Source organism: Lentilitoribacter sp. JB5-8, assembly GCF_055693385.1.
Genome location: NZ_CM146332.1, coordinates 539,817 through 558,984 on the forward strand (window position 1 = coordinate 539,817; position 19,168 = coordinate 558,984).

Annotated in this window: 18 protein-coding genes; 3 read left to right on the forward strand and 15 right to left on the reverse strand. The window is 44.5% G+C overall.

Features of this window, described 5'->3' with window-relative positions:
- Nucleotides 1-605: 605 nt before the first annotated feature.
- The 11 genes from ACZ1GZ_RS02595 to ACZ1GZ_RS02645 all read right to left on the reverse strand — a co-directional run bounded on the left by ACZ1GZ_RS02595 (nucleotide 606) and on the right by ACZ1GZ_RS02645 (nucleotide 12,032).
- Nucleotides 606-1,001, reverse strand: coding sequence for a BlaI/MecI/CopY family transcriptional regulator (locus ACZ1GZ_RS02595; protein WP_472666864.1), 396 nt, complete (start codon nucleotides 999-1,001; stop codon nucleotides 606-608).
- 84 nt (nucleotides 1,002-1,085) lie between these two features.
- On the reverse strand, nucleotides 1,086-1,361 hold the full coding sequence (locus tag ACZ1GZ_RS02600) for a DUF2160 domain-containing protein (RefSeq protein ID WP_472666865.1): 276 nt from the start codon (nucleotides 1,359-1,361) through the stop codon (nucleotides 1,086-1,088).
- Nucleotides 1,362-1,363: 2 nt separating this feature from the next.
- Nucleotides 1,364-2,161, reverse strand: coding sequence for a carbohydrate ABC transporter permease (locus ACZ1GZ_RS02605; RefSeq protein ID WP_472666866.1), 798 nt, complete (start codon nucleotides 2,159-2,161; stop codon nucleotides 1,364-1,366).
- The gene (locus tag ACZ1GZ_RS02610) at nucleotides 2,161-3,039 is read right to left on the reverse strand and encodes a carbohydrate ABC transporter permease (RefSeq protein WP_472666867.1); all 879 of its coding nucleotides are present in this window, start codon (nucleotides 3,037-3,039) and stop codon (nucleotides 2,161-2,163) included. Before ACZ1GZ_RS02610 ends, ACZ1GZ_RS02605 begins: the two co-directional genes overlap by 1 nt.
- The gene (locus ACZ1GZ_RS02615; protein ID WP_472666868.1) at nucleotides 3,039-4,121 is read right to left on the reverse strand and encodes an ABC transporter ATP-binding protein; all 1,083 of its coding nucleotides are present in this window, start codon (nucleotides 4,119-4,121) and stop codon (nucleotides 3,039-3,041) included. The genes ACZ1GZ_RS02610 and ACZ1GZ_RS02615 overlap by 1 nt, the downstream gene beginning before the upstream one ends.
- Nucleotides 4,122-4,130: 9 nt before the next feature.
- On the reverse strand, nucleotides 4,131-5,192 hold the full coding sequence (locus ACZ1GZ_RS02620) for an ABC transporter ATP-binding protein (RefSeq protein ID WP_472666869.1): 1,062 nt from the start codon (nucleotides 5,190-5,192) through the stop codon (nucleotides 4,131-4,133).
- A gap of 107 nt (nucleotides 5,193-5,299) precedes the next feature.
- Nucleotides 5,300-7,036 carry an ABC transporter substrate-binding protein gene (locus ACZ1GZ_RS02625; RefSeq protein WP_472666870.1) on the reverse strand — a complete coding sequence of 579 codons (1,737 nt, stop codon included), beginning with the start codon at nucleotides 7,034-7,036 and terminating at the stop codon, nucleotides 5,300-5,302.
- 350 nt (nucleotides 7,037-7,386) lie between these two features.
- A complete protein-coding gene (gene cueR, locus ACZ1GZ_RS02630) occupies nucleotides 7,387-7,782 on the reverse strand; it encodes a Cu(I)-responsive transcriptional regulator (RefSeq protein ID WP_472666871.1) in 396 nt (131 codons plus the stop codon).
- Nucleotides 7,779-7,940, reverse strand: coding sequence for a hypothetical protein (locus ACZ1GZ_RS02635; RefSeq protein ID WP_472666872.1), 162 nt, complete (start codon nucleotides 7,938-7,940; stop codon nucleotides 7,779-7,781). The genes cueR and ACZ1GZ_RS02635 overlap by 4 nt, the downstream gene beginning before the upstream one ends.
- Nucleotides 7,941-8,001: 61 nt before the next feature.
- A complete protein-coding gene (locus tag ACZ1GZ_RS02640; RefSeq protein ID WP_472666873.1) occupies nucleotides 8,002-10,428 on the reverse strand; it encodes a heavy metal translocating P-type ATPase in 2,427 nt (808 codons plus the stop codon).
- Nucleotides 10,429-10,502: 74 nt separating this feature from the next.
- Entirely contained in the window at nucleotides 10,503-12,032 is a 1,530-nt protein-coding gene (locus ACZ1GZ_RS02645; RefSeq protein ID WP_472666874.1) for a trimethylamine methyltransferase family protein, read from the reverse strand.
- Between the two features lie 97 nt (nucleotides 12,033-12,129).
- Between ACZ1GZ_RS02645 and ACZ1GZ_RS02650 the strand changes: the two genes are divergently transcribed.
- The gene (locus ACZ1GZ_RS02650) at nucleotides 12,130-13,104 is read left to right on the forward strand and encodes a LysR family transcriptional regulator (RefSeq protein ID WP_472666875.1); all 975 of its coding nucleotides are present in this window, start codon (nucleotides 12,130-12,132) and stop codon (nucleotides 13,102-13,104) included.
- A 108-nt stretch (nucleotides 13,105-13,212) separates the two neighbouring features.
- Nucleotides 13,213-15,639 (forward strand): GcvT family protein, encoded by a 2,427-nt coding sequence (locus tag ACZ1GZ_RS02655; protein ID WP_472666876.1) that lies wholly within the window; start codon nucleotides 13,213-13,215, stop codon nucleotides 15,637-15,639.
- Here ACZ1GZ_RS02655 and ACZ1GZ_RS02660 read toward each other — a convergent pair.
- From ACZ1GZ_RS02660 to ACZ1GZ_RS02675, 4 genes are all read right to left on the reverse strand, one after another.
- Entirely contained in the window at nucleotides 15,636-16,904 is a 1,269-nt protein-coding gene (locus ACZ1GZ_RS02660) for a sensor histidine kinase (protein WP_472666877.1), read from the reverse strand. The genes ACZ1GZ_RS02655 and ACZ1GZ_RS02660 overlap by 4 nt on opposite strands.
- 3 nt (nucleotides 16,905-16,907) lie before the next feature.
- Nucleotides 16,908-17,597 (reverse strand): response regulator, encoded by a 690-nt coding sequence (locus ACZ1GZ_RS02665; protein WP_472666878.1) that lies wholly within the window; start codon nucleotides 17,595-17,597, stop codon nucleotides 16,908-16,910.
- Between the two features lie 149 nt (nucleotides 17,598-17,746).
- Nucleotides 17,747-18,331, reverse strand: coding sequence for a Spy/CpxP family protein refolding chaperone (locus tag ACZ1GZ_RS02670; protein WP_472666879.1), 585 nt, complete (start codon nucleotides 18,329-18,331; stop codon nucleotides 17,747-17,749).
- 173 nt (nucleotides 18,332-18,504) lie between these two features.
- Entirely contained in the window at nucleotides 18,505-18,678 is a 174-nt protein-coding gene (locus ACZ1GZ_RS02675) for a hypothetical protein (protein WP_472666880.1), read from the reverse strand.
- Between the two features lie 166 nt (nucleotides 18,679-18,844).
- Between ACZ1GZ_RS02675 and ACZ1GZ_RS02680 the strand changes: the two genes are divergently transcribed.
- On the forward strand, nucleotides 18,845-19,168 hold the full coding sequence (locus ACZ1GZ_RS02680) for a TraR/DksA family transcriptional regulator (protein WP_472666881.1): 324 nt from the start codon (nucleotides 18,845-18,847) through the stop codon (nucleotides 19,166-19,168).

Consider the following 19,168-nt stretch of genomic DNA (forward strand, 5'->3'; position numbering starts at 1 on the left):
GCTGCAACTCATGCGCAATCGACACCTTAAGGTCCATGCTGTTCCCAAGCATGCTGGACGGTAAAACAACGTAATGATAACGCAAAGTACGCGTTGAGAACGGAATGCGAATTTTATCCGCCAAAACCAACTTTAATTGACCACAACTGCGCCAATCATGCGCTTCCTCTAAAATTCTTGATAGTTTGAACATAGTGAAGACCGCGCGCGCCAGCATCAAAAAGGCGGTTGCTGCACCTCCATATAAAACCATGGTCACAAAAATATGGTTCGGATTGGATAATTCGGTCATCATATTCTGTCTAAAGGTCAAAACGCTTTCAAGGAAACTGGCATTTAGCTCAATATTACCTTGTAAAAACTGCGCCAAGACAAGCTCGGAAAGCGTCACTGGTACAGGTAGAGCGGATGCGAAGAAATGACTATAAAGTGTAAGAACAATCGGGAATAAAAAGGTCACCAACAGGAGCGTTTTGACCAAACTGAGCTGTACGGCGAAAGCGCGTGCCGTATCAGAATTTTTGATAATTTTGCGACCCAAGAACCAAATCAGGGCCGAACCCAGCATGAGTAGATTTACATCGATATAGCTGGTTACGAGTGTTTCAACCTGAATCATCCCCCAGTTTCCTCCCTAGAAGCACCCTCAACTCCTCCAAAGCATCTTGCGTTAAATGGTCGTCATTTACAAGTGTGGCGACCAACGCTGCGGGTGTATTATCGAATAGTTTGGCTGACACATCCTTCAAAAGTCGTGATTGGTACTCATTTTTTGACAAAATTGCGGAGTAAATTAATGATTTTCCGTCTTTTTTGCTTGAAACAAACCCCTTTTGCTCCAAAATTCTTAAAATGGTTGCAGCTGAAGTATAAGCTAGGTCCCGGTCCTCATCCATTTTGGAAAGGACGTCTCGGACACTGGCATCACCCAGCTCCCAAAGTAACGTCATGAATTCCAATTCAACCTCGGTTAGGAGCTCATGCGTCTTACGTTTTCTCATATTGCGCCACCAATTTATTGTTTAACATTTGTGTTCTATCTCAATATGTCGCCACTTACTAGTAAATTAATAGATGAGTTATCATCACACCTTTAAAAAGCAAAATACAAACCAACAAATTCCCAAAAACAATGGAATCCATAACGGCATTCCAACCAATCCTAACCACGCAAGGAAGATGTATACTGTACCCAAAATGCTCAGGAACAAACGATCACCTCGGGTCGTGACAATACGCAATGCACCCATGCGTTCATCACCACCTGGTCGTTTTATTTCAATAATTGTTAGCAGAATAATTGCGGAAAAAATTCCGATAAAGATTAGCGCAGTGGGCCAAGTCCAAGCCATCCAACTCATAATTACACTCTCCCCATGGCAAAGCCTTTGGCAATATAGTTTCGAACGAAGTAGATCACGATCGCACCAGGCACAATTGTAAGCGTTCCAGCTGCCGCCAACAAACCAAGCTCATATCCAGCACTCGATGCTGTTTTAGTCATGGTCGCAGCAATCGGTTTTGCAGCAACGGCTGTGAGCGTTTTTGCAAGCAGCAGTTCAACCCATGAAAACATGAAGCAGAAAAAGGCAGTCACACCAACACCGGCTTTAATCGTTGGCAAAAAGATCTTCACAAAGAAATGCGGGAATGAATAACCATCGACATAGGCGGTTTCATCAAGCTCTTTGGGCACCCCGCCCATAAAGCCTTCTAAGATCCATACGGCGAGTGGAATATTAAACAAACAATGTGCCAACGCGACAGCTAAATGGGTATCAAACAATCCAACCGCTGAATAAAGCTGGAAGAATGGCAATGCAAAAACCGCAGCTGGTGCCATCCGGTTTGTTAAAAGCCAGAAGAATAATTGCTTATCACCCAAGAACCGATAGCGAGAGAACGCATAGGCCGCAGGTAGTGCAACACAGACCGAAATAACGGTATTGAGCGACACATAAATAATTGAATTAATGTAACCCCAATACCAAGTTGGATCCGTAAAAATCGTTACATAAGCTTCGATTGTAAACGTCTGAGGAAAGAGTGAAAATCCAGCTAGAATTTCATTCGTAGTCTTAAAACTCATCGCAACAAGCCAGTAAATTGGCAGCATTAGGAAAAGGATATAGACGATGGGAACGATAGATCGCTTTTGCATTAGCGTTCTCCCTCAGTGTTTAAATCTTCTCGGTTCATAAGTGTGTAGAACAGCCAAGAAACCAATAGTGTGATTGCAAAATAGATAAGCGACATCGCAGCGGCCGGACCTAGATCAAACTGACCCAAAGCGATTTTCACTAGATCAATAGACAACAAGGTTGTCGAGTTGCCCGGCCCGCCACCGGTAAGCACAAAAGGCTCGGTATAGATGTTAAAACTATCCATAAAGCGCAGTAGAATTGCGATCGTTAAAACGTTCTTCATTTTAGGCAATTGAATAAATCTAAAGACTGACCAGTTCGATGCGCCATCAATTTTTGCAGCTTGATAATAAGCTTCTGGAATTGACACCAAGCCGGCATATGAGAGCAACACAACAAGCGATGTCCAGTGCCAGACGTCCATGGTGATAATGGTGAACCAAGCGGCAATTGGATCCTGCGTCATATCATAATTGATACCCAAAACATGGTTGAGCGTATATCCCAACAACCCGATATCCGGCAGCGCAAAAATATTCCACATTGCGCCAACAACATTCCAAGGAATAAGCATTGGAAGTGACATCAAGACAAGACATACAGGTACCCAAAAACCTTTGCGTGGCATTGCAAGCGCAATGGCAATTCCCAATGGAACTTCGATGATTAAAATTAAGAACGTGAATAAAAATTGCCGTCCCAGCGCATTGTAAAATCGCTCGGAATTTAGCAATTGCTCGAACCAGGTCAGACCTTCCCAAAAGAACAAATTGTCTCCAAAAGTCTCCTGAACAGAGTAATTGACCACCGTCATCATGGGGATGATGGCGTTAAATGCCACCAGCAGCAAAACTGGTAAGACAAAGAACCAAGCCTTTTGATTTTCAGTTTTCATCAGCTTGCCCCTCCCATTTCGGTCGCTAACCAACCATCTCGATAAAGCCGTGTTTGATTTTGTTGAAATGACAGCTTCACATCATCGCCTTTATTTGGCAGCGCGCCTTCAATAATCGACATCACGCTAAGATCACCGATTAAAGCTTCAACAACACTATGGCGGCCAATATCGGAAACTTTCTTCACTTTAGCATCGAGACCTTTGTCGCTTAGGGACACAAATTCAGGTCGGATACCAATTTCAGATTTACCAGACATCCCAGCTTTCAATGGACCTTCCAGATCAACCTTCTGGCCATTTACAAAAGCTGCGCCATCCTTCATTTCACACGGCAAAACATTCATTCCGGGCGAGCCGATAAAATGACCAACGAATGTGTGCGCTGGGCGTTCAAAAAGTTCAACCGGAGTTCCGATCTGAACGACCTCACCTAAATCCATCACCACAACTTGGTCGGCAAAGGTCAGCGCTTCTGTCTGATCGTGCGTAACATAAATCATCGTGTGGCGAACTTTTTGGTGAAGCTCTTTAAGCTTGCTACGCAGCTTCCATTTTAGATGCGGGTCAATCACGGTGAGCGGTTCATCGAACATGACAACATTCACATCATCACGCACCAAACCGCGACCCATGGAAATTTTTTGCTTGTTGTCCGGTGTGAGGCCAGCAGCTTTGCGACCCAACATATCTGTGACTTCAAGCATATCCGCGATCTCGCGCACGCGCTTATCGATTGTCGCTTCATCCACTTTGCGATTGCGAAGTGGAAACGCTAGATTGTCATAAACCGTCATCGTGTCATAGATCACTGGGAATTGGAAAACCTGCGCGATATTACGTTGATCCGGCGGTAAAGACGTCACATCATCCTCACCAAACAAGATCTTGCCTTCAGTTGGAACAACCAGTCCGGAAATAATATTGAGTAGTGTAGATTTACCGCAACCAGATGGTCCTAAAAGCGCATATGCACCACCATCTTGCCACTCAAGATCAATCTCTTTAAGGGCAAAATCTTCAGGTCCTTTGGGATTTTGCATATAGCTGTGTCTGAGCTTTGATAAAGTAATTTTAGCCATGATCTTACCTCACGCAGCCCGGCTTCCATCAGGAGCGAAATATAAGCACTCCGATGGGTTCATATAAAATGTGTGGTCTTCACCAACCTGATAAGGATGAACGCCGTGCGAGAGCGAAACCCAAGCATGATCACCAAAGACAAAATGCGCAGAACTTTCAGATCCACTTAGTTCCGTAACACCAACTTGGCCGATAATTGCGATATTGGCCTTATCGGTTTTCATTGGCAAAATATGATGCGGGCGAATGGCGACTTGGTAATTACCATCAGCTAAGTTTGAAGCCGTCTTGCCTGCGTTCCAGGACACGTTACCCATTTCAATCTTGTCGCCTTTTTTAACAACATCAGCATGGTTGATCGGCGGATCAGAAAAGACCCTCGCAGCGATCAGACTTTCAGGATTTCTATAAAGATCGGCTGTGTTTCCGAATTGACGCACATAACCATCCTGCATCAATGCGGTTTGCCCACCCAGCAACAATGCTTCTTCAGGTTCTGATGTGGCATAAACAACAACAGCACCACGACCGGCAAAAAGCTCAGGTAGTAACTCGCGCAATTCTTCGCGCAATTTATAATCAAGGTTCGCGAGCGGCTCATCTAAAAACACCGCCTGGCTGTCCTTAGCAATCGCACGCGCAAGCGCTGTACGTTGTTGCTGACCACCGGATAATTCATGGGGTCTGCGATGAAGCATGGGGCGCAATTTTAAAATATCAGCAGCTTCTTCTACCCGGCCTTCAATTTCTGATGCAGGCATCTTTGCAACACGCAAGGGTGAAGCGATATTATCAAATACAGTCATATGCGGGTAATTGACAAAGAACTGGTGTACAAGACTAATGCGGCGCATTTGTGTGGATTGTTCGGTAATATCAACACCGTCCATGACTATGCTGCCAGAAGCAACCGAATCCAATCCTGCCATGAGCTTAATCAACGATGTTTTTCCAGCGCCTGTCTCGCCAAGCAAAACATTGAAATGACCGGATTCTAACTTAAGATTTGTCGGCTTAATATGCGTCTTGCCCTGAACGACTTTAGTTATATTTTTTAGCTCGAGCGCCATGGAGCACCATTTTCTGTAATTTGAAATCAGGAATTTTTACGGAATTGCTAGGGCCGATTTCGGCCCTAGCTCTTGTCGGAATTTATGTTTCCAACTTCGGGAGGAACTTAGTTTGCACTCCAACGTGCGACTAGCTCATCATAATTAACGGTCTCACCCTGTGGCTTCTCGTTATCAAGCTTAGCTTTCGCGCCGCCTTTACCCAGCCATTCAGAAGGGTCTTTTTCTTCGTTCAAGCGAGGACCACAACCACCGTATACATTTGCACCTTCATCAGCGCGCTGCATACGAGCCATAGTGATGTCCATTTCTTCAGCAAGACGATCCATAGCTTCTTGTGGTGTAAAGGCACCTGAGTTCACGTCACCAATTTGCTGCCACCAAATTTGAGCAAGCTTCGGATAATCAGGAACGTTAACACCTGTTGGAGACCAAGCCACACGATCTGGTGAACGATAGAACTCTACCAAACCACCAAGTTTTGATGCGCGTTCGGTGAAGCTTTCGTGGTTCACAGATGAATCACGGATAAACGTCAGACCAACATGTGATTTCTTCACATCAACAGTTTTAGATGTCACGAACTGAGCATAAAGCCATGCAGCTTGCGCACGATCTGTTGGTGTTGATTTTAAGAATGTCCACGAACCCACATCCTGGTAGCCAACTTTTTGGCCTTTTTCCCAATAAGGACCATGTGGTGATGGAGCCATGCGCCATAATGGGTTGCCCTCATCATCGACAGTGTTATTGCCTTCAGATTTTGGCTTCACCATGTCAGCTGTAAAGGCTGTGTACCAGAAGATCTGCTGAGCAACATTACCTTGGCTTAGAGCCGGTAGTGACTGATAAAAGTCAAAGCTCGCAGCACCAGGAGGCGCATAGTTACGTAGCCATTCATCCCATTTACGGATCGCATAAACCGCAGCTGGACCGTTGGCAGCACCACCGCGTGATACGGATGCACCTGCAGGGTTACAAGAACCTTGCTCCATGCGAATGCCCCATTCATCAATCGGCACACCATTTGGCTCGCCTTTTGAACCAGCACCGGCCATTGATAGCCAAGCATCCGTCATGCGCCAGCCCAAATCAGGTGCACGCTTGCCGTAATCCATGTGACCATAGATATCGACGCCATCGATGTTTTTAACGTCTTTTGAGAAGAAGTCAGCGATATCTTCATAAGCTGACCAGTTCACTGGAACACCAAGATCATAGCCATATTTCGCTTTAAAGGCTTCTTGCAGATCAGGGCGATCGAACCAGTCTTTGCGGAACCAATAAAGGTTAGCAAACTGCTGATCAGGCAACTGATAAAGTTTGCCGTCTGGACCAGTTGTAAATTGTGTGCCCATGAAATCTTCAAGATCAAGCGTCGGTGACGTCGTCCCAGACCATTCACCTGCCATTTGATCTGTTAGGTTATAAGCCAATTGCAAACGCGAGTGTGTACCGATCAAATCAGAATCGTTCACATAACCATCATATAGGTTACGTTTCGTCTGCATTTGTGTTTGCACAGCCTGCACCACTTCACCTTCGCCCAGAATCTGGTGATTAACTTTGATGCCTGTGATTTCTTCAAAAGCTTTCGTGAGAACTTCTGATTCGTATGAGTGTGTTGGAATACCTTCCGACAGTACATTAATTTCCATGCCCTTGAAAGGCTCAGCTGCGGAGATAAACCATTCCATTTCAGACATCTGCTGATCTTTTGACAGCGAAGATGGTTGAAACTCCTGGTCAATCCATTTTTTTGCAGCAGCAGAATCAGCGAATGCTGAGTTCATTCCACTCAACAATCCGATTGATGCTACCGTGCATAGCAATAATTTTTGCATTCTTTCCTCCAATCAATATGAGTCAGCCCAAACTGACCTTTATATTGAAACACCGATTGTCTCATTTATGTCAACTAATTTTTTAGTAGGTAATAGCAAAATCGAATTTTTGAGCATTTAAACTATTGTTTAATTTGAGAAATTTTATTTCGAAAAATGTTACATAGTGTAATTTTTCATCGCTTAAATTTTCTAAAGCTAATTTAAACTATGAAAAAATAGTCATACTCTAAAAAAAGAAATTTATATGTTTTATTTGCAAATCTACAACTCAATATGATCGATTATTTTAAAGAGTATCGGATAGGTGGCAAACGCTAGCGCTGCTTCTCAACCGTACAAACTCGATGCTACTGCGTGGGCTGACCGGCCAAATTATCGATGATTGGGCAATCAGGCTTATCATCGCCGTGACAGTTTTTCACCAAAGTCTTCAGCGTATTTTTAAGCGCTTGAAGCTCGTCAATCTTTCGATCGATTTCAGCTAATTTATCATTCGCAATCGTTTTAACATCTCGGCTTGAACGGTGATCATCTTCGTACAAAGACAACAACAAACGACATTCTTCAATTGTAAAACCTAATCCGCGAGCACGTTGCAAAAATATCAAACAATGAATATCAGCGTCAGAATAATCTCGATAACCATTTTCGAGGCGCTCAGGTCTTACCAATTCAATATCTTCATAATACCGGATTGTTTTCACTGATAAAGCTGAGAGCTTGGCTGCCTGCCCAATATTCATTTCTCGTCCTGATCCTCATCACAACGATACATCATCTCTAAAAGAGCGATTTCTTTTTGAGAAAATCCAATAGACTTGGCTTTTAAAAACATAGCTTCTCGGCACGAGAGTTTTTCATCTCGAGTTGCCTCTTTGCCTAGTTCTATATCGTCAGTCATTTTCTTTGTCATTTCATTATTACATAAAGTGATCAATGCCTTTAGGATCAAGTATTGTGCGTTATTTTTCAATCAACGCTTTATCAAGATTAAGTGATCTTAAGCGCAATGCATTAGAGATAACAGATACAGATGATAGACTCATTGCCGCAGCAGCCAGCATAGGTGAAAGCAATAGTCCTGTTATTGGATATAATATCCCAGCCGCAATCGGCACACCAAGGCTGTTATAAGCAAATGCGAAAAATAAGTTCTGTTTAATATTACTAATTGTTGACTGAGATAATATTCGCGCATGAGCCACGCCCATCAAATCTCCATAAAGCAAGGTAATCGATGCGCTTTCAACCGCAACATCCGCACCGGTTCCCATGGCGATCCCAACTTCAGAGGCCGCCAATGCAGGTGCGTCATTAATCCCATCACCGGCCATTGCGACCTTAAAGCCTTTGGCATGTAGTTCATCCACCAGAGCTTTCTTATCCTCTGGCAATATTTCTGCACGAATATCTGAAATGCCAAGTTTTGTGGCAACAGATTCCGCTGTCACACGGTTATCACCCGTTGCCATAATGACATTTATGCCAAGGTTTTGAATACGCGAAACAGCCTCATGTGCGTTTGATTTAATCGGATCCGCGACAGATAAAAGACCAGCTAGCTCGCCAGCAATAGCGATAAACATCACAGTATTCCCACCTTCGCGCAACTTATTGGCCTGATCTGAGACATGCGCAACATCGATCGCATGGGCTTGCATCATAGCCATATTCCCAATTGCTACGTCCTTGCCATTAATTTGCGCCTTCACACCTTTTCCTGTGACAGAGGAAAATCCGTTAATTTGCGCAGGTTTTATCCCGCGGTCCTGCGCTGCGCTCACAATCGATTCTGCCAAAGGGTGCTCGGATGCATATTCTAACCCAGCGGCAAATTCCAAAATTTTATCTTCATCGATCTTCTCGCTTAAAACGAGGATCTGATTTAGCTCTGGATTACCCAATGTCAGTGTACCGGTTTTATCAACGACCAACACATCTACGTTTGCTAGCCGTTCAAGCGCCTCAGCGTCCTTTATCAAAATGCCCGCCTGTGCACCGCGCCCTGTTGCCGTCATAATCGACATAGGAGTAGCCAGTCCCAGAGCACATGGACAGGCAATAATAAGAACAGACACCGCTGAAACAATTGCAAAAACAAACGAAGGTTCCGGTCCGACGATGAGCCAGATCACAAACGCAATAATTGCGACCAGTACCACTGTCGGCACAAAATAAGAGGCAACCTTATCGGCAAGGCCCTGAATTGGTGCACGTGATCTTTGCGCTGAAGCAACCATGGACACAATCTTAGCCAGAACGGTTTCATCACCCACTTTCATGGCCTTTATAATCATCGTACCATTTTTATTAATAGTGCCGCCGGTGACATGATCACCGATAGATTTTTCAACTGGTATAGCTTCACCGGTCATCATGCTTTCATCTATACTTGATTGTCCATCGGTGATGACACCATCGACCGGTATGGCCTCGCCTGGACGAACACGCAGCACGTCACCTTGTATGATATTCTCTAGCGGTGCATCATATTCTTCGCCATTTTCTAACACGCGACGCGCAGTTTTAGGAGACAAATCAAGCAGCGCTTTAATTGCATCACCTGTTCGTTCACGCGCACGCAATTCCAAAACTTGCCCGACAAAAACAAGCGCGATAATGACCACTGAGGCTTCAAAATAGACCGGCAAATGCCCACCTTGCATCTGCAAACCATCGGGGAACAGATTTGGGAAAAAGGTTGCAATTGTGGAATATAGGTAAGCGGCACCCACCCCGATCATAATCAGGGTCCACATATTTAAGTTCCATGTTTTAATCGAGGTCAAACCACGTGCAAAAAACGGAAACGCTGCCCATAGCACAACAGGTGTTGCGAGCAAAAATTCCAAATAAAGCGAGTTTTGTTCCCCAAAAAATTGACGAATTGGAAGCCCTAGCATTGGCCCCATAGTTAAAATCATCAGTGGTACAGCCGCGATTAAACTCACCCACAATCGCCTGGTGAAATCTATCAATTCATGATTGGGACCATCAGATATTCCATCCGCCGGTTCAAGCGCCATCCCACAAATTGGGCAGGTTCCTGGTCCTTCCTGAACAATTTCAGGATCCATTGGGCAAGTATATATCGCGTTTTTTGGAGCAGATTGAGATTGTTTGGCTTTGTTGCCAGAGAGATAAAAATATGGATCAACCTCAAATTTATCGTGGCATTTTGGATTACAAAAATGAAACTCATCACCATTATATTTAAGCGATGGTTTGTTATTCCCCAGCTTAACACTCATGCCACACACAGGGTCTCTCACAGTCCCATCAACTGCAATTGTTGCTGCTTCAAAAAGATCCGTAACGGTTTGTGAAACCGAGCCGTCATCATGATGGTGGTGATCACATGTATGTTCTGAGGAATTTATATCTGTCATATCCAATTATCCAGTTTCTTAACCCCGTTATAAGGGTTACAGTGACTGGAAGGTCAAGCAGATTTTAAATCATCCTAATCAAGCAGGATATTAAAACGTTCGCGAATTTTCTGATCCGCCTCAAACGATAGATAATCCGGGTGATGGCTATCTAAAATCGATAGAGCTTTTTGTTTTGCAGCACACCAAGCATCAACGCGTCCATTATCTGCCCAACTGCGAGGGTCATCGCGGTTGGCTATTTTTGGATAGTAATAATCTCGTTGCATCGCATCCATCGTGTGAGAGCCACCCAGAAAATGCCCCTCTCCGTAAACGGCTTCTTTGATAGCCTCAAAGCCCAGCGTTTCTTCATTAACTTCAATGCCACGTATCGTGCGATGCACATGGCTGAGCATTTCATTATCAAGCACGAATGCCTCAAATGAAGCACCTAAAAGACTGGCCATCATGCCAGAGCTTTCATAAACCATATTCGCACCTGATAACCCCGCAGCTAATGCGCTCAACGCTTTTTCAGCACCCATCTGAGCATCTACAGATTTTGCATCACTCATCGAAGATGCAACACCCGATGGCAAACCAAGGTAATTTGAAATCTGTGCTGCTGCAGCATTCATAACTGAGATCTCGCCACCACCACCACAAAAAGCACCAGTACGCAAATCAATCACCAACGGCCAGTTTGAAAAGATCATCGGATAACCAGGTTCAAGCAAATTCACCAGCGCAAGACCAGCAAGTGTTTCTGCGGTTGTTTGCGCAAGCATTCCTGCAAGCGTTGCCGGTGCAGTGGCACCAGATTGTGCCGCGATGATCGAATTAATTGGAACACCACGTTTTATGCAAGCAATCGTCACATCAACAGCATCTTCGCCATAGCGCAAAGGCGAAATCACCGGAGAAATATGCGCTTTACAAAATGGCCGTTTTGCAAATGCACCTTCACCACCCATCGCAATATCAAACATATCAATGATGGGGTCTACGCTGTTTGCAAGCGTAAAACTTGTTCCAACTGGCTTGGTTGTGCCGCGCAGCAAGGCATAGGCCGTATTGATATCAAGATCGAAATTATCTGGCACATCTGTTGCCACACAGCAGCGTGTAAACCAGCTGACATTTTCGAGCGTGTCGATCAGCCGTGTAAAATCATAAAGATCATTGAGCGTCGAAGGACGGTATACCCCCTCCTGCAGATCAAGCGTCTGAACAGCTGCGCCGCCCGTTCCGAAATAGACTTTATCGCCGCCAACCTCAAAATCGTGTTTTGGATCCCGACCGCAATATATGAAGCTTTTAGCCGCGCCAACAATAATGTCTTCCATCATCGATCTGGAAAAACATAAACGTCCGCGATCATTAAGGTAAGCACCCTTTGATAGGGCCAAGTCTTCGATGACTTGTGGCACCTCAGCCATGCCAATTTCGGCGAGTATCTTATAAGCCGTATTAAGGGTTTGAAGGAGCTGGTGCTCATTTAGGGGTCGATATTGCCCACCGATTTGACCGGGTGCGCTTGGATCAAATTCTGATTGCGGTGCCTGCCGTGCCGCAACGCGGCTTGCACGACCACCTGCTCGTTTGAGTTTGCGTTCAACCATCATTACTCCTTGGTCAAAACTATTACGCTTGCGCTTTGTTTCGACAAGCGCAATAAATATGGTTCAAGTAATTCGATTTTTAGATTTGAGAAAACCGATGCAAAAGAACGATAAATCACGATTATCATTCAGAGCCGTTGAAGTGTTTGTGGCCGCAATTGAAGAGCAATCGATTTCAAAGGCAGCGAAACGATTGGGCTCAAGTCCATCATCTGTTTCGTTACAACTCTCAAATCTAGAACAAATACTCGACGCCCGGCTTATTGAGCGATCAGCAAGGCGGTTTCAATTAACAGCTGCTGGTGAAATTTTTGCGCCACGTGCTCGGGCAATTTTAGACGAAGTGACTGTTGCTAAAGTCGAATTATCCAGCGCCAAACATGCACCAAAAATGGATATTCGCATTGGCGCTATTGAAGACTTTGATAATGAAGTTTTGCCAACTCTACTTGCCAAATTGCGAAAGACATATCCGCAATCCAATTTTTATATCAATAGCGGCGCAAGCCATGAAAGCCATGCGACCTTATCAAGCCGCGGTGCCGACATAATCATCGCTGCGGACAAAACCAGTGATATAGATTGGGTAGAGGCCCATACCATCTTGCATGATCCTTTTATTCTGGTGACCGCATCTGAAAAACTCGCCAAGGCTCCAATTGATGAGCTTATGCAGCATCCATTTATGCGGTATTCGCAAGAACAATTAATCGGACGCCAAATCGAAGCACAGTTAAGGCGGACAAAAAATGTTCCGAAATTTGGCTTTGAATGCTCAACAAATCATGCCTTGCTTTCAATGATTAAACAGTTTGACGGTTGGGCGATCACCACTGCGATGGCTTATCTTGGTTCATTCAAACAAGACTATCCTGTAGATGATTGTTTTATCGCTTCACCCTTGCCCATACCAAATTTTGCACGGACGATATCGGTCTATGCAAGACGCGATACGCTCGGTGAAATACCTTTGGCATTTACCAATCATCTTAAAGCGACCTTGACGGATATTATGCTGGAACGCGTCGCGAAAGAATTGGCTTTTGCCGATGGTGCAGTGCGCGTTTTATAATTCTATTTTCCTTAAACTTAAATTTAGTTATTCTAAATAAAGAGCAATCCAATTGACCTTATCAGGTCGTCTCTTCAATAGTTTTTGTAACAAATTTTGGAGATTGACATGAAGCAACATACTCAAGTTGTCGTAATTGGTGGTGGCATTGGCGGATGTTCAACACTTTATCACCTAACGCAAGAAGGTATTACCGATTGTGTGATGGTCGAACGGGATGAACTCACATCAGGAACAACTTGGCATTCTGCAGCCCAAGTGACCAATTTCGGTGCCAACCAAACAATGATCGGTCTGAAGACGCATTCGATAAATCTATACAAAGAAATGGCGGATGATCCAGATTATCCGATCAATTATCATCACGGTACAGGCGGATTGCGCCTCGCATCTACACAAGATCACATGGATGGCTATGCGCATTTTTTATCGGTCGCAAAAGGCATGGATGTCGACTGGGAAATTATCGATCCGGAAGAATGTAAAAAACGACATCCACTCATAACCACTGACAATTTATTAGGTGCATTATGGGATCCGCTTGATGGCGATATCGATCCGGCACAATTATGTCAGGCGCTGGCACGACGTGCGCGCAATGCAGGGGCGGAGATCTATCGATTTAACCCCGTGGAAGATCTCACGCAAAAAGACGACGGGACTTGGATTGTTCATACCAAAGATGGTGACATTTCCTGTGAGATGATCGTCAATGCTGGCGGCTATCGCTGCAACGAAATCGGCAAAATGATGGGCGTCGAGCATCCGGTCGCATCGATGGAACATCAATATATGCTCACCGAAGACATCCCGGAAATCGTTGCGCTTGGCGATGAATTCCGCACACCACTCATTCGTTGCCCTACAGATGATTTTTATCAAAGAGCAGAAAAGAAAGGTCTTCTGATCGGGTTTTATGAGCAAGACTGCCGGACCTGGGGTCTTGATGGTATTGATCCAAATTTCACAATGGCTTTATGCCCGGATGATCTAGATCGTGTGGTTGATGTGATGGAAGGCGCGTTTGCACGACTACCGTGCTTACAAACCGCGGGCATTAAATCCATCGTCAATGGACCGATCACCTATACACCAGATGGTCTGCCGCTTGTGGGTAAAATCCCAGGCAAAAGAAACGCCTATTGTATTACTGGTCTCAGAGCCGGTCTTGGCGAAGGTGGTGGGCATGGCTGGCTACTTGCGCAGATCATCGCCCATGGTGAAGCATGCTATGACACATGGTGCCTCGATCCGCGCCGCTTTACACGTTATGCAACCGAAGAATATACAGCCCTGAAATCTATTGAAGACTATCAAAACGAATTTCGTTTCCACATGCCGCACGAACATCGACCAGCAGGGCGACCAATCAAGACAACACAACTTACCTCCAAGCTTGCAGACATGGGTGCTGAATTTGGAACGGTTAATGGTTGGGAACGCGCGCTTTTTTACAAACCAGAAGGTGATTTTGTTGAAAAGCACTCATTTAAGTTCACCAACGCATTTGATATTGTGCGCAGTGAAATTGAAAACCTGCAAGATAATGTCGGCATTATGGAAGTATGCGGCTTTAACCGATATGAAATCTGCGGTGAGGATGCTCACGAATGGTTGGATAAAATCATGTGCAGCCGCGTTCCCAAAAAAGTTGGCCGGGTTGGTTTGACATATTTCCTCAATCACGATGGGAATGTAAAAGGTGAAGCTACGCTCGCTAATATTGAAGACAACAAAATTTGGTATGGATCGGCTGCCGCATCTGAATACCATGACTGGGATTGGCTTCATGAACACTTGCCAGAAAACAGTGATATTACGATCAAAAGCCTGACAAACACGCACAATATTCTTGTCGTGGCAGGACCGAAATCGCGAAATGTTTTGCAAAAAGCTGCCCCGCGCACCGACTGGTCAAAAGATAGTTTTAAATGGCTCTCCTGTCAGAAAGTTCATATCGGACATGTCGAAGCCATTGCCATGGCAGTTTCATTTTCCGGTGAACTTGCATGGGAGCTTCATATTGCCAATGAACAATTAGCCTATGCCTTTGATGTCCTGCAGAACGCAGGACAAGAGTTTGGCATGAAACCATTCGGCCTTTACGCAACAGAGAGCATGCGATTGGAAAAGGGTTATCGTCACTGGAAAGCGGACTTAATTACTGAGTTTGACCCAATGGAAAGCGATTTGGCCAGATTTGTGAAAATGGACAAGGAGTTCATCGGCAAAGAGGGGCTTGAGAAGAATATGAAACAAGGCCCACGCCGTGAATTCGTTTCGCTCACAATCGACGATTATAAAGCACCTGCCCAACCCGGCGATTCAATCATTTACAATGATAAGGTTGTTGGCACAATCACATCAGCTGCCTGGGGGTATCGTACTGGTGAGAACATAGCACTTGGCTTTATAAACCCTGAACATAATAAGCCGGATGCTGAGCTAATCGTTCAACATATTGATAAGTTGTCACCTGCGAAAATTGCCGACATGTGCCGTTATGATCCGCAAAATGAGAAGGTGCGCAGTTAAGCTTTAACGTGGTTGATCGGCAAGGTGACCTTGATCACAAAACCCTTGCCATCAACAACCTCAATCGTGCCCTTATGTGCATCGATGATCTGCTTCACCAGCGATAGACCCAAACCATAGCCTTCGACATTTTGCCGATCAGCACCGCGATAAAAGCGCTCGAAAATCTTCTGCTTATCAGCTTGAGAAACCCCGTCTCCATGATCGGTAACAATAAACATCACATGATTATCTGATTGACCAAGTTCGACAATCACGGGTGGCTTGCCATGTTTAAATGCATTACCGATCAGATTTCGGACAACACGCTTGAGCAAACCGGCATTGCCATCAATCATCGGCGCAGAGCCATTTAATTTGATATCCGTGTACCGCTCGCATTCCTCATCGATAATTTGTTCTAAATCGACAGCCTCGGTCACAAGCGTTGAATTGGCGCTATCAAGACGGCTCATCAACAAGATCTCTTCAATCAAACCATCAAGTTCTTCAATATCTGAGCGCAAGGCATCAAGACGTTTTTGCTCATGGCCGGATTGATACATTTCAAGACCTAAGCGAATACGAGACAACGGCGTACGCAATTCATGCGATGCATTGGCAAGGAGTGTTTTGTGGGAAGCAACAAGGTTTTCGATCTGCGCCGTTGCATGATTAAAACTCTCAGCAAGGCTAGCAATCTCGTCTTTGCCCTCAACGACCACGCGGGTTTTCAGATCACCCATTCCCACTTGCTCAACACCAGTTTTGAGATTTTCCAACCGGCGCGTTAAGCGCTTGACTAAAGGATAAGATGCCAAACCAATGCCCAACGCAATTGAACTTAGTACCAAAAGCAATTTCACAAAACCATTGTCAGAAAATCGCTCACTTTGACGACCGGTAAATAGCCAGCGGCCATCTGGTAATTTTGCTAAAAAACCTTGATTAGTTCCCTGATGATGCATGCCTTGTTTATCATCTTCATCAAACGGAAATTCAAATGCTTCGCCAATAGAGGTCACAAGCTGACCATCTTCGTTAAACAGGCTCACATTCACATCAATATCTTTAAACAACTCCTGCAAAGCACTATTTTGCTGTGCGACAGGCTGATCTGCATGCGGCAAAATATTAATCGCGAGCTGACCTGCAGCGCGTTTAAACTCAAAATCAGTATCATCGCGATTACCAATCCAAAAGAACATGGATGTCAGCAAAACAACGAGAATCAAACTGAAGATAATCGTTGCGTAAATCTGTAAATGAAGGCGGCGTCTGATCATGGCTTAATCCTGCTTCAACGCAAACACATAGCCCGCACCACGTATTGTTAGAATACGTTTGGGATGTTTAGGATCATCTTCAATCTGGTTGCGAATGCGCGAAATATGAACGTCAATCGAACGATCAAAAGCATCAAATTCTTGTCCCTTTAAACGATCAATCAGCATATCACGCGAAAGAACTCGACCAGCGGATTCAGCCAATGTGTGCAAAAGCGTAAATTGATGAGAGGTCAATTCACATGGTTTTTGATCAAGTGAGCAAATCATTGCATCAGGGTCAATTTCAAGACGTCCAAATTGCAAACTGTTTTGGGTCGTTTGTTTGGTTTGACCACGGCGCATAACCGCTTTAATTCGGGCCAAAAGTTCACGTGGCTCAAACGGCTTACCCATATAGTCATCGGCGCCAAGTTCTAATCCAACAACTCGATCCATAGGGTCACCTTTGGCAGTGAGCATGATAATGGGTATGTCCGAGCGCGCTTTTATCACCCGGCAAATATCTAAACCATCCATATCCGGCAGCATGAGATCTAAAATGATCACGTCAAAATTCTTATCACCTTCAAGCTGAATACCGCTCGCGCCATTGGGAGCAATCTGCACATGATAACCATTGCTTTGCAGATAATCACTGACCATATCCGCCAAGCGGTTGTCATCTTCAATTAAGAGAATGGATTGTGACATATCAAGCCTTTGATTTTGATTTATATTCAACATGGACTGTTACATAAAATGACCAGCCAACGGAACCCTTTGAGCGGATAATTCGCTTTCAGAGTGCCCGTTGGTTAGTCTTGGGAGAGAGATAAATGATCTGTTTTTAACCAGTTAAACTAGTCGTTAAAACGCTTTTGCATACGCTCAACACGCTCAGCCAATCCTTGACGTTGTTCAACTGTTAGGATTTCTGATACTTCGGACACAGCATCCAACATCGTTTTACTAATTGTATCAGCTGCCGCTAGGCGTTCTGCTCGAAGCGCTTCAATCGCAGCACGATCAACTGTGTCCGATGTCAGCAAGTTTACAAGTTCAAATCCTGCAGCTTTAAACTCGTCACGCAATGGCTGCATCTCTTTTGCTGTTGCGAGAGCAATCTCGATGATCTGCTTTTCCTGCGCATCTGTTGCATCAATTTCAACTGACATATGACGTGCGATTTTTGTAACACGTTTTTCAAGTTCAGCTTCGCTCATTTGCGAAAAGCCTGATCTCTTGCCACCCCAACCCGCTTTATAAACATCATTGCTGTCCATATCGGTCATCGCGATTTTTGCATGCTGTGCAACATTGCTATTCGCAATCGCTGGAACAGCAATTGCTGATCCTAAAATGGCAACCGCGCCAACACTCAGCGCGATGATTTTACCGCGTGTCATTTCAAATGCGTTCTTTTGTGTTTCATTTTCCTTCGTCATAATAAGCTCCTTTTTAAATTTCATTTACGAGATTTGGAGAGCTCTTTTTCCTGTTTGCCGCTGCTCCGTGGTCTCAACATGATGAGAATTTAGCAAGGCATTGTTTCTGACGTTTGTCGTTTATGTAAAGAATTGTAAAGGATATAAAATATATAAAAATCAATATCTTATTACTAGCTAATCTTCTTAGAAACAAGATAGGTAACGGGAATTGCAATGATAATACCTATCAGAAAACACCCAATGAGATAAGGCCATGAAAACATATCGGCGACAATGATTGCAATCAAGCCAACCCACGTAATCAGCATTGCCACAAGCGAGTGTATAATCAGATGAAGTGTCATGACATGTCCTATCCGTCTTCAGTTCACGCTTATAATAAAGACTATTTTCGGCAAATTCATTGAGCTGAATCAAATACAGCGACTTTTCTGATCTTTATGATTTTCTCATCAAATAATCGTGCAGGTTCTAACAAGATCCGCACATTAAATATGAAGGGACCTCACAATGGTTGATATCGCACATTTTAAATCTCGCCTTCAAAAGCGTCGCCGTGAATTAGCAAACATGATCGAGACTTATGAAGATCGCCTAGATGATCCAAAACCAAATGACAGCGAAGATCGCGCAACAGCCAGTGAGGGTGATGAAGTGATGGAAGCGCAGATTGAAGCAGAATACACTGAGATCAAAGCAATAGACACCGCACTCAGCCGCATCGACAATGATGTCTATGGCATTTGTCTGTCTTGCGAAGGTCCAATCTCAGATGAACGCTTGGAAGCTGTATTACACACAACTTTATGCCGGCGTTGTATGGAAGCAGCATAA

Excerpts from the sequence above, each read along its gene's own strand:
- ACZ1GZ_RS02660 (WP_472666877.1), bottom strand. The coding sequence starts at position 16,904 with ATGATCAGACGCCGCCTTCATTTACAGATTTACGCAACGATTATCTTC.
- ACZ1GZ_RS02640 (WP_472666873.1), bottom strand. The coding sequence starts at position 10,428 with ATGACAGATATAAATTCCTCAGAACATACATGTGATCACCACCATCAT.
- ACZ1GZ_RS02625 (WP_472666870.1), bottom strand. The coding sequence starts at position 7,036 with ATGCAAAAATTATTGCTATGCACGGTAGCATCAATCGGATTGTTGAGT.
- ACZ1GZ_RS02670 (WP_472666879.1), bottom strand. The coding sequence starts at position 18,331 with ATGACGAAGGAAAATGAAACACAAAAGAACGCATTTGAAATGACACGC.
- ACZ1GZ_RS02650 (WP_472666875.1), top strand. The coding sequence starts at position 12,130 with ATGCAAAAGAACGATAAATCACGATTATCATTCAGAGCCGTTGAAGTG.
- ACZ1GZ_RS02615 (WP_472666868.1), bottom strand. The coding sequence starts at position 4,121 with ATGGCTAAAATTACTTTATCAAAGCTCAGACACAGCTATATGCAAAAT.
- ACZ1GZ_RS02635 (WP_472666872.1), bottom strand. The coding sequence starts at position 7,940 with ATGACTGACGATATAGAACTAGGCAAAGAGGCAACTCGAGATGAAAAA.
- ACZ1GZ_RS02655 (WP_472666876.1), top strand. The coding sequence starts at position 13,213 with ATGAAGCAACATACTCAAGTTGTCGTAATTGGTGGTGGCATTGGCGGA.
- ACZ1GZ_RS02620 (WP_472666869.1), bottom strand. The coding sequence starts at position 5,192 with ATGGCGCTCGAGCTAAAAAATATAACTAAAGTCGTTCAGGGCAAGACG.
- ACZ1GZ_RS02595 (WP_472666864.1), bottom strand. The coding sequence starts at position 1,001 with ATGAGAAAACGTAAGACGCATGAGCTCCTAACCGAGGTTGAATTGGAA.
- ACZ1GZ_RS02610 (WP_472666867.1), bottom strand. The coding sequence starts at position 3,039 with ATGAAAACTGAAAATCAAAAGGCTTGGTTCTTTGTCTTACCAGTTTTG.
- ACZ1GZ_RS02665 (WP_472666878.1), bottom strand. The coding sequence starts at position 17,597 with ATGTCACAATCCATTCTCTTAATTGAAGATGACAACCGCTTGGCGGAT.
- cueR (WP_472666871.1), bottom strand. The coding sequence starts at position 7,782 with ATGAATATTGGGCAGGCAGCCAAGCTCTCAGCTTTATCAGTGAAAACA.
- ACZ1GZ_RS02680 (WP_472666881.1), top strand. The coding sequence starts at position 18,845 with ATGGTTGATATCGCACATTTTAAATCTCGCCTTCAAAAGCGTCGCCGT.
- ACZ1GZ_RS02605 (WP_472666866.1), bottom strand. The coding sequence starts at position 2,161 with ATGCAAAAGCGATCTATCGTTCCCATCGTCTATATCCTTTTCCTAATG.
- ACZ1GZ_RS02600 (WP_472666865.1), bottom strand. The coding sequence starts at position 1,361 with ATGAGTTGGATGGCTTGGACTTGGCCCACTGCGCTAATCTTTATCGGA.
- ACZ1GZ_RS02675 (WP_472666880.1), bottom strand. The coding sequence starts at position 18,678 with ATGACACTTCATCTGATTATACACTCGCTTGTGGCAATGCTGATTACG.
- ACZ1GZ_RS02645 (WP_472666874.1), bottom strand. The coding sequence starts at position 12,032 with ATGGTTGAACGCAAACTCAAACGAGCAGGTGGTCGTGCAAGCCGCGTT.